The following is a 15,217-nucleotide window of genomic DNA, read 5'->3' as shown; positions in this document are numbered from 1 at the left end:
ATTAATCTAAGTGACGCGACAGTAACTCATACATCGCAGCTAAGCTTTTTTCCTCAGCTTCAGCGTTATAACCGAGATCTACACCATTGGCTTTTGCCCGTTCATCAGCTTGTGGATTGCTAAAACCATGTTTTGCATCCTCAAAGATAATGACCTCATGTGGCACCTGAGCTGCAAACATTTCTTCTTTAAATTGTGCCACATCATCTAGCGTGACCATGCTATCTAGCTCACCATGCAAAACCAGAATTTCAGCTTTTACTTGACCTTGTTGAGCAGGTGTTTGCGCAGATAAATTAGCATGGAAGGTAGCAACTGCTTTTAAGTTCGCACCAGAGCGAGCAAGATCTAAAACAACTTTTCCGCCGTAACAAAAACCAATCGCAGCTAATCTAGTTGCGTCAACTTCAGGCTGTGCAGATAAAGTGTCTAACGCAGCTGTAGCGCGTTGTACAATCGTTTCAGGCTGTGCGAAAGTTTGCATCATCCACTCATTTGCTTGAGAAGCTTCAGTGGTTACCTTTTTGTCGCCGTACATATCAATGGCAAAAGCAGCATATCCTTGTTCTGCAAGTTCTCGAGCACGTTGTTCTGTATATTCATTACGACCCCACCACTCTGGGGCTACAATAATACCTGCAGCTCCTGAAGAGTTTTCAGGTGCGGCAAAATAACCAATCAATTGAGTACCATCTGCCGCTTTATACTGAATTTCTCTTGTTTGAATTGCTGAAGTCATTATTGAAAGTCCTTTCGTTTATGAAAATCAGCAAAGATTAAAGCATAAATGTTTTCCGAAGTGATGAATTTGCAATAAGAAAGTAAAATCAAATGTGAGAATTTATGAAAGATTGGAATATATAAAACGCGTATCAATGAACAGATAAAAAGAAATAAAAAAAGAAGAAGGAGTACCTTCTTCTTTTCATCAATCTTGTGTTTTCAATTTAATCTAGTGATTTAGAACACTAGACTTTGCCTCTTGAGATAAAGCCTACAATTGCGAGAATCACTGCAATCACAAGTAAGATAATTGCGAAATCTTTAGATAAGCCTGCTACACCACCAAACCCTAGCAAACTTGCTATCAATGCAATCACTGCAAAAATAATCGCCCAACGGAACATTTTGATTCTCCATAAATTTTTATTAATGTTCATTCAGTATAAGAAAATAAACTGAGCAAAATGTATACAAAGGGTATTTTAACGTAGAGTATTGATATTCTTTAGTTAATCAACTGTAACTGAGATTGATGAAATTTTATGCGAATTATTAGTGATATACTGACTCAAATTTTTGATATTTAGCTGAATCATGAGCACATCTTTACGCCCTGAATTTTGGAAACATTATTCACTGTTTGAAATGAACCAAGCAGAGTGGGAGGCACTGTGTGATGGTTGTGGTATGTGTTGTTTGGTTAAATTAGAAGATGATGAAACCGAAGAAATCGCATATACCAAAGTTGCGTGCAAACTTCTAGATTGTCAGACGGGGCATTGTTCAGATTATGAAAATCGTCAGGTGCATGTACCTGACTGTATTCAGTTAACGCCTGAAAAATTACAACAAATACGATGGCTACCTTCGAGTTGTGCATATCGACGTATTAATGAAGGTAAAAAGCTACCGAATTGGCATCACTTGGTGACAGGCAATAAACAAAGTGTGATTAGTGCTCGAAAATCTGTAGCAGGTCGTTGTATATCTGAACAGCTTGTTAATGAAAATGAAATAGATGAATACATCGTACGGTGGGTACGCTAGTACATTCAATTGCTAGACTACACATATTTTGTAATATAAAAACACTTTTAAAATGATCATTGCCGTTTAATCCTTGAGACTGATATTCAAGGATTTAAAAAGGGAAAGGCATGTTAAAAGCTGCAAAACTAATTTGGATTGTTGGTTTGAGCGGAATCATAATGGCGTGTCATGCCAATCAAAATAAAGCCACTGAAGCACAGAATCCGCAGGAATCAACAGTCAAAAACGAGAATTCAAAAGCTCAAGAACAACGATATCAAGTTGAAAAAATTGCTCTATTTGATGAACCATGGGCGATTGCAACTTTACCAAATGGTCAACTGTTAATTACAGAAAAGTCAGGCATACTTAAGTTGTTTGACCCACAATCAAAACGTAGTTTTAACGTGGCTGGTGTGCCTCAAGTTGCTTATGGCGGACAAGGTGGGTTAGGTGATGTTTCGATTCATCCTAATTTCAATAATAACGCTTGGTTATATCTCAGTTATGCCGAAGAAAAAAATGGATTGTTTGGTGCAGTGGTAATCCGAGCGAAATTGGATTTATCGAATATCGAAGCACCGAAACTGACGGATATCGAACGCATATGGGAGCAAGTCCCTAAAGTGTCGGGTCAGGGGCATTATGCACATCGTATAGTGTTTGACCAGCAAGCGAATTTATGGATTAGTTCAGGGGAACGGCAGAAGTTTCAGCCTGCACAAGATATGCAGTCTAATCTAGGTAAAATTGTATATTTGTATGATGATGGTCGTGCTCAAGAATCTAATCCATTTGCCAAACAAGGTGGTGTCTCAGCGCAGATTTGGAGTTTAGGTCATCGTAATCCTTTAGGTATGGCATTTGATCATCAAAATCGTTTGTGGGTGGCAGAAATGGGCCCTAAAGGTGGCGATGAGTTCAATCTTATTGAAAAAGGTAAGAATTATGGCTATCCAATTGTATCTAATGGTGATCACTATGATGGGAAACAGATTCCGAATCATGAAACGCGACCTGAATTCATAGCCCCTAAACTTGATTGGTCTCCAGTGATTTCACCCTCGAGTCTGATTTTTTATAAATCTAACTATTTTCCACAATGGAAGAACAAAGCCTTAATCGGTGGATTATCATCGAAAGCCATTATTGTGGTAGATCCACAATCTGAACCTGTACGAGAAATTCAGCGCTTGGATATGGGGGTTCGAGTACGAGACTTGCATGAAGCGAAGGATGGCACAATTTGGGGAATAGAAGATGGACCGCAAGCTTATTTATTCAAATTAAAAGCAAAACTCGAATCTGAGTAAAATGAAAAATGTTGAATAGTGATGGTTGTTTTGACTATTAATATTGGAATTTGACTATTACATAGTAGACTAGTCAACAGCACTTTGAGATCTATAAAAAATATGTCCGATACACAAATTCCGCTACCTGAACGCTTACGTCCACGTGATTTGTCTGAGATTATCGGACAAGATCATTTACTTGGTGAAGACGCACCTTTACGTCAAATGATTGACCAAGGACATTTACCTTCGATTATTTTTTGGGGGCCTCCAGGCGTCGGCAAGACCACCATTGCGCTATTGTTAGCTCAAGCTGTAGATCGTACTTTTATTAGCTTGTCTGCACTCAACACTGGTGTTAAAGAGCTTCGAGAAATCATTGGGGAAAGTGGTGATCTCATTGTGCCAGTGGTTTTTATTGATGAAATTCATCGTTTTAATAAATCTCAACAAGATGCCTTACTGAGCGCAGTAGAAAAAGGCAAGATTACTCTGGTTGGTGCAACCACAGAAAATCCTTCTTTTGAAGTCAATAATGCTTTGTTGTCGCGCTGTCAGGTGTATACGCTGAATGCATTATCTGAGCATGATATTCAACATTTAATTGAACGTGCACTCAAGCAAGACCAATTTCTGAAAGACCGTCATATTCACATCGAAGAATATGATGCATTAATTCAATTTGCCGCAGGTGATGCTCGTAAAGCACTCAATTTATTGGATCTCATTGCGAGCACATTTGAAGCAGATGTTGAAAATATTGTCACCAATGCCATCGTGGTGAAAGTAGCTCAACAAAATATTGCGCGATATGACAAATCTGGTGAGCAGCACTATGATTTAGTCTCAGCATTCATTAAATCAATTCGTGGAAGTGATCCTGACGCTGCACTATATTGGATGGCGAGAATGTTAAAGGGGGGGGAAGATCCAGTCTTTATTGCGCGTCGGATGTTGATAGCCGCTTCGGAAGATATTGGAAATTCTAATCCTAATGCGTTGTTATTGGCTGGGGAGTGTTTTAGGTCCGTTCAAGCGGTTGGGATGCCAGAATGCCGTATTATTTTAGGACAATGTGCAGTGTATTTGGCCACAAGCGCGAAAAGTAACAGCACTTACTTAGCAATCAATAAAGCATTAGAGTTGGCTGAACGTACGTCAAATCTTCCAGTTCCATTGCATTTAAGAAATGCTCCAACCAAGTTAATGAAAGAGCAGGGATATGGTGTAGATTACTTATATCCACATCACTATCCAGAACATTTCGTGTTGCAGGATTATATGCCTCCAGAGCTGAAAGGCACCAAATTGTACGAATCAGCTCGTAATAAGCGTGAAGTCGAAGCAGAGCGTTTACAGCAGCGACGTTGGCAGCAAGAGCAGCAACAACAATAAAAAAAAGCCCAGTTCTATAGGAAGCTGGGCGAAAAGCGATTCATCTGGTCGGCAACTACAGTCTCTCTCTTGAGCCACCAACTCCTGTAGTTGCCTGGTATAAAAATATATTAGTTGAACTTAGTGATATTGTAAAAACGATCATTTTAATAAATAGCATTAATTTATTCGATTAATGGGGGTAAATTTAAAAACAAAAACAACAATTGAGTTTTTTAATGATCAATGACCCAGATTTGTCATCTTATTTAAATATCGATTCGATAAATTAATAGCATTACCAATGAGGAGAGAGCATTGGTAATGCGACTTAACAAAAATAATGAATGTATAACAATAATTTGAAAATATAAAAATAATATCAACAGATACAAAAAAGCCGAGTCATATGACTCGGCTTTATTTTATCTAAATTTTGATTTAGATATCAGAAAGGTCAACACCGATACGTGTAGCAACTTCTTCATAAGCTTCAACCACACCACCTAAACCTTGGCGGAAACGGTCTTTATCTAATTTTTTCTTGGTATCTTTGTCCCATAGACGGCAACCATCTGGAGAGAACTCATCACCAAGAACGATACGGTCATGGAACACACCAAATTCAAGTTTAAAATCAACTAAAAGCATGTTGCCTTGAGCAAAAAGATCTTTTAACACCACGTTTACTTGGTGAGTTAACTCTTTCATACGCTCAAGTTGCTCAGCAGTAGCCCAACCTAAAGCAATGGCTTGAGATTCATTCACCATTGGGTCGCCCAAAGCGTCATCTTTGAAAAATAATTCAAATGTAGGTGGTGTAAGTTCTAAACCTTCTTCAACACCCAAACGACGGCAAAGCGAACCAGCTGCATAGTTACGGATTACACATTCAACTGGAATCATGTTTAACTTTTTAACCAAAACTTCGTTTGGTGTTAAAAGTTTTTCGAAATGAGTTTCGATACCTGCAGCTGCAAGTTTTTCCATGATAAAGGCGTTAAAACGGTTGTTCACCTTACCTTTGCGATCTAGCTGTTCGATTTTTTCGCCATTAAATGCTGAGGCATCATCACGAAAGACTAAAATCAGGTGGTCTGCACTATCGGTTTCATAAACGGATTTAGCTTTACCAGTATAGAGCAAGGTTTGTTTTAACATGGTGGAACCTTTTTCAGAAAAAATATGCCTAGAACGACTAGGCTGGCCAGTTTTGATAAATCTGGGTTAACAGGCTCGCAGCTTTTTGTTTGTCTGCAAACGCGTTAGTTGGGGTAAACACGGCCAAGGTATGACTCGAACCTACAGATGTCAGTTTAAGCACTAAACTTTCACCATCCACTTGAATTGTCGCGGAATGGGGATTCTTAGGTTGATTGACAAAGTTGTAGTTGAGGCTACTGAGGGTGGCGATTGTGTATTGCCAAATTGTAGCAGAATTTCCGTCAATTTTGATCAACGGATTGCCATTTCCATCAGTTAAAAGTTGTGGACGACCGACAGCAGTTGATTGTTCACTCTCAACAGGATTAGAAACGGTTGGTGCCACATTAGGACGAGGTAGCTCGAAACGATTACCTCGCTTATTAACCATTTGTGGCGCATTGTCTATTGCAAGCTGTTCAACAACAGGCGCTGGATAAAGCGGTGTTGCTGGTCTAACCATTGAACCTTCAGGAAATTTAAGCGGGGTTTGTGCAGTAGATTTTTTATAATCGAGTGAACCATTATCGATACCAATCGTACTACAACCGACCATGCTGAGGGCTGAAAGGGCAAGGGGTAAGCCAAAACGTAGTTGCATAGTTGTTATACTCTTCTTTAAATAATGCTCGCAGCTTTTAATGCATCACGCAGTGAAGCTCGATATTGTTCTGCTAATGGAGTAAGTGGTAAACGGATACCTGTACCAATTAATCCCATTTCATGAAGTGCCCATTTCACAGGAATTGGGTTTGATTCACAAAATAGAATTTCGTGTAAATTTGCAACTTGATCATTAATTGCTTTTGCTTGAGCTGCATCACCCACTAAACCAGCGGCACACACTTGGCTCATTTGCTTTGGAGCAACGTTAGCGGTCACAGAAATATTACCTTTCGCACCATGCTCAATCAGTTGATATGCTGTTGCGTCATCACCTGAATAGACCACCATTTCTTTGCCTTCAAGTGCTTTTAAAAGCTCAGCACCGCGAGGAACATCACCTGTTGCATCTTTAATACCTACGATTTGAGGAATATCAGCAAGACGAACTACAGTTTCATTGCTCATATCAACGCCAGTACGGCCAGGTACGTTATAAAGAATTTGCGGTAAATCAACAGCTTCAGCAATTGCTTTGTAATGCTGATACAAGCCTTCTTGAGTCGGTTTGTTATAATATGGCGTTACTAAAAGTGCAGCATCTGCACCAAGCTCTTTAGCTTCTTTGGTAAGCTCAATCGCTTCATGCGTTGAGTTTGCGCCTGTGCCGGCAATAATTGGAATGCGTTTATTGGCTACACGAATTATTTCTTTGATCACTTGAGTGTGTTCAGCCATGCTTAAGGTCGAAGCTTCACCTGTTGTTCCCACGGCAACGATACTATTTGTACCTTGTTCAATGTGCCATTCAACAAGCTTCTCGAGACCCTTCCAATCAACAGTTCCATCTTCAAACATTGGAGTGACGATTGCGACGATTGAGCCTTGAATTACCTGAGCTTGCTGAGTAGTCATTTTAAAACACGATCCTATTTTTCCATCCAGTGAAGGTTGAGAAGCGAAGTTTGGATGGGTATGTATTTTGATTTATATCACGATCCAATATGCCTGCATACTGGATAATGCGTATGCAAATTATGAACTAAGCAACCAATAAGAACAATATGAATTCACTTCAGTCAAAAAAAAGTTTAGTTAAAACAAGTAACTTTTTTTAAAAAAAGCAATTTTAAGACCTTATGGTTAGGCATTTAAATAACAGTGAAGATAGATGTTCGTCTATGAAAGTATTGCGGATAAAAATGAAAATTCGAACTAAAATCTGACCAATTTACCCTGAATTAATAGCTTATATCACTTACATCAGATTTAAGATGTATGTATATACAGGTGAATAGACTAATAATTTTTAAATTATGTGATTATTATAATTTATAAAACGTCTTATTTTTTTTACTTAAAGGTTAAATTATTCTAATACTTATAGATTTTATAATAGATTTTTCTTGGTTTTTTCCTAAATAAAAAAAATAATTAATCGTTTTGAAGACTAGAATTTATTTTGGTTGGCAAGAGGTATGAAATTTAATCTTATTTTGATTACATTTTATTACACCATTTGATAACTCTCACTTTCATTGACTTACATAGATAATCGGGCATCGGACTCAAATGCTGATGAGTGAGGGAAGTTCAATGCAAGAATCAGTAAGTAACAAACATGCAATTTTGACGGTAGGTATCTGCTTCCTCATTGCAGTAATTGAAGGCTTAGATATTCAGGCTGCAGGTATTGCAGCTGCGGGTATTCGTGAACATTTTGGTTTAGATAGTTCACAATTAGGTGTGTTTTTTAGTGCCGGTATTTTAGGTCTGTTACCTGGGGCACTGGTAGGTGGGCGTATTGCGGACCGTATTGGTCGTAAAACAGTTTTAATTTGGTCTGTTGCTGTTTTCGCTGTATTCACTTTATGTACGGTATGGGTAAATAGTTTTAACAGTTTATTGGCTGTACGTTTCCTTGCAGGTGCAGGACTAGGTGCAGCAATGCCAATTCTCATCACTTTGGCTTCTGAAGCAGTAACCCCACAAAATCGTGGTCGCGCTGTTGGGCTAATGTATTGCGGTATGCCTGTCGGTGCTGCGATCTTATCTTTAATTGCAAGTACAGATTTCGGTGCTAACTGGAAAAATATTTTCTATCTTGGTGGTTTATTACCATTAATTGTTATTCCAGTGATGATGAAGTTCTTACCTGAATCTAAAGAATTCTTGAAAACGCAAAATAGAACTGAAGCTGAAATTGCAGAAGCTCCACAAGGTTCGTTTAAAGATTTATTTAATTCACAGAATCTTCTTCGTACGATGTTCATCTGGTGTAGCTATTTCTTCACGCTCATGGTGGTTTACATCATGCTCAGCTGGTTACCTTCTCTATTCCAAGAATTAGGTTTCTCAAGAAAAGAAGGTGCGACAGCGCAATTCTACTTCATGGTAAGTGCTACTGTAGGTACTGTGATTTTAGGTGTATTAACTGACCGCTGGAAAAAAGCTTATGTGATCTTGTTAATGTACGGTGGTATTTTGGCTGGCCTTCTTGCGTTGAATGCAGCAAGCTCACTCACACAAATGTATTTGGCTTCAGCATTGGTTGGTGCTTTCGTGATTGGCTGTCAAGGTGTGCTTTACGCATTTGGTGGTATTGTGTACCCAACAGAAGTACGTGGTACAGGTGTTGGTGTAGCATCAGCAGTAGGTCGTATCGGTGCTATGCTTGGGCCAGCAATTGCAGGATCATTGTTAACGGCAGGATTTGGTGCAGCAGGCGTAATCTCTGCAGCAATCCCTTGTATTATTATTTCTGCGATCTTCATGTTAATGTTGGTACGTCGTATCCAGAATTAAGACAAAAACATAGATTAAAGCCTGCTTGATGCAGGCTTTTTTTATAGAGTTTTCTTATCAAATTTTCTACTCAAACAATTGTAGTTCTCATGATCCTATGCAATAGTCCCTAACAATTTCAAAAATATTGGGAGCTGAAAAGGATGTTCCAACCACAACAAAGTGCACTTATCGTTGTTGATGTTCAGAATGGATTTACCCCTGGGGGAAATTTGGCGGTAGCAAATTCAGATCAAATTATTCCAACCATTAATTTACTTGCTCGGCATTTTGACAATGTTGTCCTTACCCAAGATTGGCATCCTCAAGACCATATTTCATTTTTTGAAAATCATCCTGGAAAGTCTGCTTATGAGACGATTGAATTAGCTTATGGCCGCCAGGTGTTATGGCCTTCACATTGTGTGCAGGGTACACATGATGCAGATTTTCATCCAGACTTGAATATATCCAAAGCGCAGTTGGTCATTCGTAAAGGTTTTCATCCACATATTGATAGTTATTCTGCCTTTTTAGAAGCTGATCATCGAACATCGACTGGCTTAGCAGGTTATCTGCGTGAGCGTGGAATTCGTGACATCTTCATTGTCGGGATCGCCACTGATTTTTGTGTGGCTTGGACGGCAATTGATGCTGCAAAATTAGGTTTTAACAGTTATGTCGTGTCAGATGCGACTAAAGGCATCGATTTAAATGGTTCGTTGCAACATGCATGGCAAGAAATGCTTGCACAAGGTGTGAAACGAATTTACGCCAAAGAACTGATGACTCTCAGACACTCAGCGCAGACCATTTAAAGGCATGGCTCAAGATCATACGTCGTTAATCCAACAAGTGAACTTCTAAATGAAAGCTATCAATCAATTCGTGCAGAAAACCTTTGCGCTGTGGGTACTCTTATTTGCAGGAATTGCCATGTATATGCCAGAAGCTTTTATTTGGCTTAAGTCTTATATCACTTGGATGCTCGGGATTATCATGTTTGGCATGGGAATGACCCTGTCGTGGGAAGATTTTAAAAGTGTTCTCAGCCAGCCTAAGGCGGTTGCCGTTGGCGTGAGTGCTCAATTTATAGTGATGCCATTATTGGCATGGGGATTGTGCATAGCATTTCGATTACCCGCTGAAATTGCCGTTGGCGTACTCCTTGTTGGATGTTGTCCCGGAGGTACAGCATCTAACGTCATTGCTTATATGGCAAAGGCAAATGTGGCTTTGTCCGTCGCGTGTACCTCAGTTTCAACGATGTTAGCACCTTTGCTGACACCATTGATTTTTTATCTCTTAGCGAGTCAGTGGATCGATATAGATGCGGTAGCAATGCTTGTATCGGTAATGCAAGTGATTTTGTTCCCTATCATTTTAGGGGTGATCGTGAGCGGCCTATTTAAGCAAAAAATAGATCGATATATCGCAATGATGCCTATGGTTTCAGTCATCGCGATTGTATTGATTGTGGCTGCGATTATTGCTGGAAGCAAAATGCAAATTTTACAGTCAGGGTTACTGATCCTTGCTGTTGTAATTTTACATAATGGATTAGGATATTTTATAGGTTATTGGGCTGCAAAATTATTGCAGCTCAATCAAGCAGATGCTAAAGCAGTTTCGATAGAAGTAGGGATGCAAAATTCTGGCTTAGGCGTTGCTTTAGCTGCGGTTCATTTTGCGGCAACCCCCATTACAGCACTTCCAAGTGCAATTTTTAGTTTGTGGCACAATATTTCTGGACCCGTCTTGGCAAGTTATTGGGCGACGCGTGACAAAGCTCACCTTAAAAAACATGAATATGACGATGATGTGATTAAGTAGCTGATTTTATTTCATTAACTGATCTAGAAATTCTTTTTCAGTCATGATGTGAATACCATGTTGCTTTAAAAGCGCTGCTGTAACACCGTCCGCATTTATTTTTGACCCCGAAAAAGAGCCATCATAAATCTGACCAAAACCACATGATGGACTTTTAGCTTTCAAAATCGCATGAGTAATCCCATGTTTTTTCGCAAAAGCTAAGGTCTGTTTGGCACCTAAAATAAATGCTTCGGTAACATCTTTTCCCGAAAGATCAAATACTTTTGCATGGCCACTCAAAACATCGGAGCCTGTTCCTTTTTGAATTTCAGCAGGGGCTCTGGGAGTGCTAAGTCCTCCAGAAATTTCAGGGCAGATTACGACGGCCTGATCGGTATCAATCAGCGTTTTAATTTTTTCTTGAAGGCAATGTTGACCATCGTAGCGAACTGGATGTCCGACTAAACATGCACTGATAAGATATTTCATTTGATAAAAAAAGACCGATAATTTTCATTATCGGTCTTTTTGTATGAGAGTAATAAAGTTTCATACTGATCAAGCCTTATCTCATTGATATTTCGAATTCGAAATTAATGGAAGAAAAAATAAAGTTTCATACTTAACTTTAAATTTTCTTCCATTTTTACTTTTCATCGAGTAATAAAGTTTCATACTGAAATGAAACTCTAGGCTCGTTTAATTTATTTTCATATTATATCAATGATGTTAGAAAGTCAGTGTAAGCTTTCAGTTTTTCAAGATCTTGAAGTAATTGGTTTTTTTTTCTTAATATTTCTGTTTTTAGTTCTGGAAAGTCTATAAGTGCTTGTTCAGAAGCTTTGATTTGGTTTTCATAAATCTTTTGCTTTTCTTTTAATTCATTAGTCTTGAAGTTAAGTTTTTTCGAATCACTTTTAACAATTGCTAAATCAAATTGTTTTCTAAATTCATACATGCTTTCTGTTTCAACAAATGTTGAAAGCCTTGGATTGTCAGAATGAATATGTTTGACCAAGTGTCCTTGTCGTACCATTTTTCTCAGAAGCCTATAAAGTTGCTGGTGGTTGATTCGTTCCTTTTCATCTTTTAAAAGATTCAAGTTGTTCCAAATTTTGTTTGATGTCCATCCATCAATTTGGTTGTGGGAAAGAAGTACTAGAAAAGATTGAAAGAAAGGCGAAGTAATTTGTTTCATGATAAAAAAGTAGAAAACTTAAAAAGAGGATTATAGTCCGTGGATATATAGTCCTCAAATAGTGATAGTTCTGTTTTTTAAGCACTTGAATGTTTATGTCAGAACTTACTATTCAATTTGGGCAATTGGTTCGAAAGTACAGAAAAGAAAAAAACATGTCTCAAGAGCAACTTGCATTACTCTGTAATATGGATCGGAGTTACTTAGGGCGGATTGAAAGAGGTGAGGTGAATCCTACTTTGGAAAAACTTTACGAATTAGCAAATTCTTTAGATGTAAATGTAAAAGATTTATTGCCTGAGTAATTTTATAAAGTTATCTTCTGTTATGATTTGGCATATTTTTTAATTTAAAATTTGGTGCTGTTTTGAAAGTAATTGATTTCTTTTCTGGTTGCGGTGGTGTAAGTGAAGGATTACGCCAAGCTGGATTTGAAATTACAATTGGTTTAGATTTTGATTCTAATGCGGCGACAACATATCAAGCTAATTTTCCTGAAGCTTTATTTTTTAATGATGATATTCGCAAAGTAGATGAAAAAATATTAACAAAAGCTTTTAAAGAGAAAAACATAAAAAAAGAACCTCTTTTGTTTGTTGCATGTGCTCCATGTCAGCCATTTTCTACACAAAATAAATCAAAAAGTGAAGATGATATTCGACGTACATTATTAGATGAAACACACCGGTTTATCAGTAAATTAAAACCTGAGTATATTCTTGTTGAAAACGTTCCTGGTCTTCAAAAAATTGATAAAGAAAAAGATGGCCCTTATAAACGGTTCATCACTTTTTTAGAATCTAAAAAATATAAGATTACAGAGTTCATCGCAAAATCTGAAGAGTATGGCGTTCCTCAAAAACGTAAACGTTTTGTTCTATTAGCTTGTAAATCTGGAAAAATGGAAATTCCACAAAGAACACATGGAGAAGGTTTAGAACCGATTAAAACTGTTCGAGATTTTATTGGAGAATTTCCAGCTATCCAAGCTGGTGAAGTACATCCAGATGATCCATGGCATAGATGCCCAACATTAAATGAACGTAATCTAGAGCGTATTCAAAATACTCCAGAAGGTGGGGATCGTCGAAATTGGCCAGATCATTTGATTAATGAATGTCATAAGACACATTCTGGTCATATGGATGTCTATGGTCGTATGAGTTGGGATAAGCCAGCTCCGACTTTAACAACACGTTGCTATAGCTATTCTAATGGGCGTTTTGGGCATCCAGATACGAATCAACATCGGGCAATTAGTGTGAGAGAAGCTTCAAGATTACAAACATTCCCTCAGGACTTTATTTTTAATGGAAGTGTGGTCGAAGTTTCTCGGCAGATCGGAAATGCAGTGCCATGTGAAATGGCTAAACAATTTGGTTTAGCCATTTTGCAACATTACCAAAAATTAAAATAATTTTAATCTATCGGGTACTTCGATATTAGAGTTGATGTAGTCTACTCCGATTCTAGCAGCATGTTGAGCAGCCATAGATTGATAGCGTTCAGCATATCCGACACGTAACTGTGACTTCGGTTTCACTTTGATATCTTTTATTACTACATTACCACTGTGATCTTTGGTAAATATCATAAGTGGGATTTCTTTTCTTTTAAGCTCATCTGCATGATTTTTGATTATCATGTAATCTAGAGCTGGCAGATTAGATATCTCATTTAAAATAGAAAAATATTTTCTTTGATCATTATCATATACATACACATACTTGGAATGTGTAGCAAATTTAATAGCATTCTCTTGATTAGCAGGGAAAAGTTCTAACACACGTATTAATCGATGCGGAGTTAATCTATCATTATATGGATCGTTGGCTTGGCTGGGTATCATGTCACAGGCTGCAGATACACATAAATACCATTTAGACGGCTGATCTGTTTCCTCATGTTCGGAAATTGTTTTAAAGATCGTACCAGTGGAAATATATTCATTCTGATAATTTTTAGATGATAAATGCATGTTTAAGGCATGATACATATCTTTAGGTGTTTTATTTTCATTAAAAGGAAGCTTCATTTGTTCACAACAGAATTTAGCTAGATTGGCATCAGATTCGAGATTTAATTTATTTTTATAAAACTCAAAAGTTAAAAGAATAAAACTCTTCAAATCATCATTGCAGTTGAATTTAAAAGAAATTTCTTCAGATACGTCAGCGTAAATATTGCTAAGAAGTTGAGACACCTCAGTTTCGTTAGTTGACTTCAAAATTTCTTGCAACCAAGCAGCTTGGCCATGTTTATCGTTGTCATGAACGCTATCAAAAGCCATTGCATCAGATTCGATATGATTCTGGATTTCAGATTGTATTAACTGATAGTAAGAAGGTTTCCAACTAACTAAAGAGTTTTTTAAAGTATTCCAGATGTTAATAGGGTCTTGGTCGAGATTTTCTGAACTTTTTGGATAAATACATACGAAAAGATTGCCTGACTTGATCCAGGTTTTACCTTCGGAGTCGCCTTCTATTATAGTATAGCTATTTTCTGAAGATTTATATATTTGATTGTTACCTAAAAAATAATCGCAAATAATATTTGAAATTTCCTCTTTCTTATCTTTGAATTGTGGGTTTCTAGATAATATGCCTTTGAGTCTACCACTATTTTTGTCAAAGAGAATGTAATCTATAAGTTCTTTGTCTGACAGACTATAGGTACCACCTGATTGTATGCTAGGTAAAATTTCTGTATCCCAAAAATCGTCAAATTCATCAATTTTTTCAATTTCATATTCAATATTTTTAATAGGACTAAAAGAGGCAGCAATTTGTTTCCAAACAGTTTCAGGTTTTTCACTGGTATACACTACAGCTAAGTTAAAATGCTTAGAATTTTTCAAGCCACATAAAATTTCTAAAGTTTTACTCGGATTATCTCGTTCAAGATGATAATCAATAATAAGTAAATCAGATTTTCTAATGCGCTCTACATCTAGATTGCGTACTGAGTTATCAATATCACATAATATTTTTTCATTTTGAAAAAATTTTTCTAGTAGAGCTGCTCTTTGGGATGTAAGGACTTTATCTTCATCAATGTGTTCATTTTTAGACAATGAATCTATTAAATCCGGATAGGGAATAAATTGATCGTCAATCATCATGACTGAGCGTATAGCATTATTGCAAAACGTTTTTTGAACTAAACTTTCATATTCATTAGCAACAGTCAC

16 protein-coding genes are annotated in these 15,217 nt (G+C 37.4%); 8 read left to right on the top strand and 8 right to left on the bottom strand.

Annotated elements, in window-relative coordinates; translation table 11 throughout:
* Position 1: 1 nt before the first annotated feature.
* Both AC1M84_RS04930 and AC1M84_RS04925 read right to left on the bottom strand, forming a co-directional pair.
* Positions 2–739, bottom strand: coding sequence for a dienelactone hydrolase family protein (locus AC1M84_RS04930; RefSeq protein ID WP_035264872.1), 738 nt, complete (start codon positions 737–739; stop codon positions 2–4).
* 229 nt (positions 740–968) lie between these two features.
* Positions 969–1,127 (bottom strand): DUF1328 domain-containing protein, encoded by a 159-nt coding sequence (locus AC1M84_RS04925; protein ID WP_035264869.1) that lies wholly within the window; start codon positions 1,125–1,127, stop codon positions 969–971.
* 190 nt (positions 1,128–1,317) lie between these two features.
* Between AC1M84_RS04925 and AC1M84_RS04920 the strand changes: the two genes are divergently transcribed.
* From AC1M84_RS04920 to AC1M84_RS04910, 3 genes are all read left to right on the top strand, one after another.
* Positions 1,318–1,770 (top strand): YcgN family cysteine cluster protein, encoded by a 453-nt coding sequence (locus AC1M84_RS04920; RefSeq protein ID WP_481591991.1) that lies wholly within the window; start codon positions 1,318–1,320, stop codon positions 1,768–1,770.
* A 110-nt stretch (positions 1,771–1,880) separates the two neighbouring features.
* Entirely contained in the window at positions 1,881–3,065 is a 1,185-nt protein-coding gene (locus AC1M84_RS04915) for a PQQ-dependent sugar dehydrogenase (protein WP_481594532.1), read from the top strand.
* 102 nt (positions 3,066–3,167) lie between these two features.
* Positions 3,168–4,442 (top strand): replication-associated recombination protein A, encoded by a 1,275-nt coding sequence (locus tag AC1M84_RS04910; RefSeq protein ID WP_092766586.1) that lies wholly within the window; start codon positions 3,168–3,170, stop codon positions 4,440–4,442.
* Between the two features lie 420 nt (positions 4,443–4,862).
* Here AC1M84_RS04910 and purC read toward each other — a convergent pair whose 3' ends face one another.
* Genes purC through dapA form a run of 3 tightly spaced genes read right to left on the bottom strand, consistent with a single transcriptional unit; the run spans position 4,863 to position 7,142 of the window.
* Positions 4,863–5,582: a phosphoribosylaminoimidazolesuccinocarboxamide synthase gene (gene purC / locus AC1M84_RS04905; RefSeq protein WP_092766585.1), complete on the bottom strand. Its 720-nt coding sequence runs from the start codon at positions 5,580–5,582 to the stop codon at positions 4,863–4,865.
* A gap of 37 nt (positions 5,583–5,619) precedes the next feature.
* Positions 5,620–6,225 (bottom strand): lipoprotein-34 precursor (NlpB), encoded by a 606-nt coding sequence (locus tag AC1M84_RS04900; protein ID WP_035264860.1) that lies wholly within the window; start codon positions 6,223–6,225, stop codon positions 5,620–5,622.
* A 17-nt stretch (positions 6,226–6,242) separates the two neighbouring features.
* Complete coding sequence (gene dapA / locus AC1M84_RS04895) at positions 6,243–7,142, bottom strand: 4-hydroxy-tetrahydrodipicolinate synthase (RefSeq protein WP_481592783.1); 900 nt, start codon at positions 7,140–7,142, stop codon at positions 6,243–6,245.
* Positions 7,143–7,823: 681 nt separating this feature from the next.
* Between dapA and mhpT the strand changes: the two genes are divergently transcribed.
* The 3 genes from mhpT to AC1M84_RS04880 all read left to right on the top strand — a co-directional run bounded on the left by mhpT (position 7,824) and on the right by AC1M84_RS04880 (position 10,844).
* A complete protein-coding gene (gene mhpT, locus AC1M84_RS04890) occupies positions 7,824–9,032 on the top strand; it encodes a 3-(3-hydroxy-phenyl)propionate transporter MhpT (protein WP_035264856.1) in 1,209 nt (402 codons plus the stop codon).
* A gap of 143 nt (positions 9,033–9,175) precedes the next feature.
* Positions 9,176–9,829 carry a bifunctional nicotinamidase/pyrazinamidase gene (pncA, locus tag AC1M84_RS04885; RefSeq protein ID WP_481592784.1) on the top strand — a complete coding sequence of 218 codons (654 nt, stop codon included), beginning with the start codon at positions 9,176–9,178 and terminating at the stop codon, positions 9,827–9,829.
* Between the two features lie 49 nt (positions 9,830–9,878).
* Positions 9,879–10,844 (top strand): bile acid:sodium symporter family protein, encoded by a 966-nt coding sequence (locus tag AC1M84_RS04880; protein ID WP_481594531.1) that lies wholly within the window; start codon positions 9,879–9,881, stop codon positions 10,842–10,844.
* Positions 10,845–10,850: 6 nt separating this feature from the next.
* On the opposite strand, the gene AC1M84_RS04875 is transcribed toward AC1M84_RS04880, so the two are convergent.
* Positions 10,851–11,315, bottom strand: a complete 465-nt coding sequence (locus AC1M84_RS04875; RefSeq protein ID WP_035264844.1) for a 2-thiouracil desulfurase family protein — start codon at positions 11,313–11,315, stop codon at positions 10,851–10,853.
* A 226-nt stretch (positions 11,316–11,541) separates the two neighbouring features.
* Positions 11,542–12,024 carry a hypothetical protein gene (locus AC1M84_RS04870; protein WP_481594530.1) on the bottom strand — a complete coding sequence of 161 codons (483 nt, stop codon included), beginning with the start codon at positions 12,022–12,024 and terminating at the stop codon, positions 11,542–11,544.
* 89 nt (positions 12,025–12,113) lie between these two features.
* Here AC1M84_RS04870 and AC1M84_RS04865 point away from each other — a divergent pair, with 89 nt between their 5' ends.
* Both AC1M84_RS04865 and AC1M84_RS04860 read left to right on the top strand, forming a co-directional pair.
* Complete coding sequence (locus AC1M84_RS04865) at positions 12,114–12,329, top strand: helix-turn-helix domain-containing protein (protein ID WP_126132256.1); 216 nt, start codon at positions 12,114–12,116, stop codon at positions 12,327–12,329.
* A 62-nt stretch (positions 12,330–12,391) separates the two neighbouring features.
* Positions 12,392–13,441, top strand: a complete 1,050-nt coding sequence (locus AC1M84_RS04860; protein ID WP_481586927.1) for a DNA cytosine methyltransferase — start codon at positions 12,392–12,394, stop codon at positions 13,439–13,441.
* Here the strand turns inward: AC1M84_RS04860 and AC1M84_RS04855 are convergent.
* A complete protein-coding gene (locus AC1M84_RS04855) occupies positions 13,433–15,217 on the bottom strand; it encodes a response regulator receiver domain (protein ID WP_481586926.1) in 1,785 nt (594 codons plus the stop codon). The two genes, AC1M84_RS04860 and AC1M84_RS04855, sit on opposite strands and share 9 nt — an antisense overlap.

This window comes from Acinetobacter sp. 24-47-66 (genome assembly GCF_056779755.1).
The sequence above is the reverse complement of the archived record's forward strand: the minus strand, read 5'-3'. Positions and strand labels throughout refer to the sequence as shown.

What these genes read in the sequence shown, in the direction of transcription:
- AC1M84_RS04925 (WP_035264869.1), bottom strand. Translation starts at nt 1,127, where the DNA reads ATGTTCCGTTGGGCGATTATTTTTGCAGTGATTGCATTGATAGCAAGT.
- AC1M84_RS04930 (WP_035264872.1), bottom strand. Translation starts at nt 739, where the DNA reads ATGACTTCAGCAATTCAAACAAGAGAAATTCAGTATAAAGCGGCAGAT.
- AC1M84_RS04910 (WP_092766586.1), top strand. Translation starts at nt 3,168, where the DNA reads ATGTCCGATACACAAATTCCGCTACCTGAACGCTTACGTCCACGTGAT.
- dapA (WP_481592783.1), bottom strand. Translation starts at nt 7,142, where the DNA reads ATGACTACTCAGCAAGCTCAGGTAATTCAAGGCTCAATCGTCGCAATC.
- AC1M84_RS04875 (WP_035264844.1), bottom strand. Translation starts at nt 11,315, where the DNA reads ATGAAATATCTTATCAGTGCATGTTTAGTCGGACATCCAGTTCGCTAC.
- purC (WP_092766585.1), bottom strand. Translation starts at nt 5,582, where the DNA reads ATGTTAAAACAAACCTTGCTCTATACTGGTAAAGCTAAATCCGTTTAT.
- pncA (WP_481592784.1), top strand. Translation starts at nt 9,176, where the DNA reads ATGTTCCAACCACAACAAAGTGCACTTATCGTTGTTGATGTTCAGAAT.
- AC1M84_RS04880 (WP_481594531.1), top strand. Translation starts at nt 9,879, where the DNA reads ATGAAAGCTATCAATCAATTCGTGCAGAAAACCTTTGCGCTGTGGGTA.
- AC1M84_RS04915 (WP_481594532.1), top strand. Translation starts at nt 1,881, where the DNA reads ATGTTAAAAGCTGCAAAACTAATTTGGATTGTTGGTTTGAGCGGAATC.
- mhpT (WP_035264856.1), top strand. Translation starts at nt 7,824, where the DNA reads ATGCAAGAATCAGTAAGTAACAAACATGCAATTTTGACGGTAGGTATC.
- AC1M84_RS04870 (WP_481594530.1), bottom strand. Translation starts at nt 12,024, where the DNA reads ATGAAACAAATTACTTCGCCTTTCTTTCAATCTTTTCTAGTACTTCTT.
- AC1M84_RS04920 (WP_481591991.1), top strand. Translation starts at nt 1,318, where the DNA reads ATGAGCACATCTTTACGCCCTGAATTTTGGAAACATTATTCACTGTTT.
- AC1M84_RS04900 (WP_035264860.1), bottom strand. Translation starts at nt 6,225, where the DNA reads ATGCAACTACGTTTTGGCTTACCCCTTGCCCTTTCAGCCCTCAGCATG.
- AC1M84_RS04865 (WP_126132256.1), top strand. Translation starts at nt 12,114, where the DNA reads ATGTTTATGTCAGAACTTACTATTCAATTTGGGCAATTGGTTCGAAAG.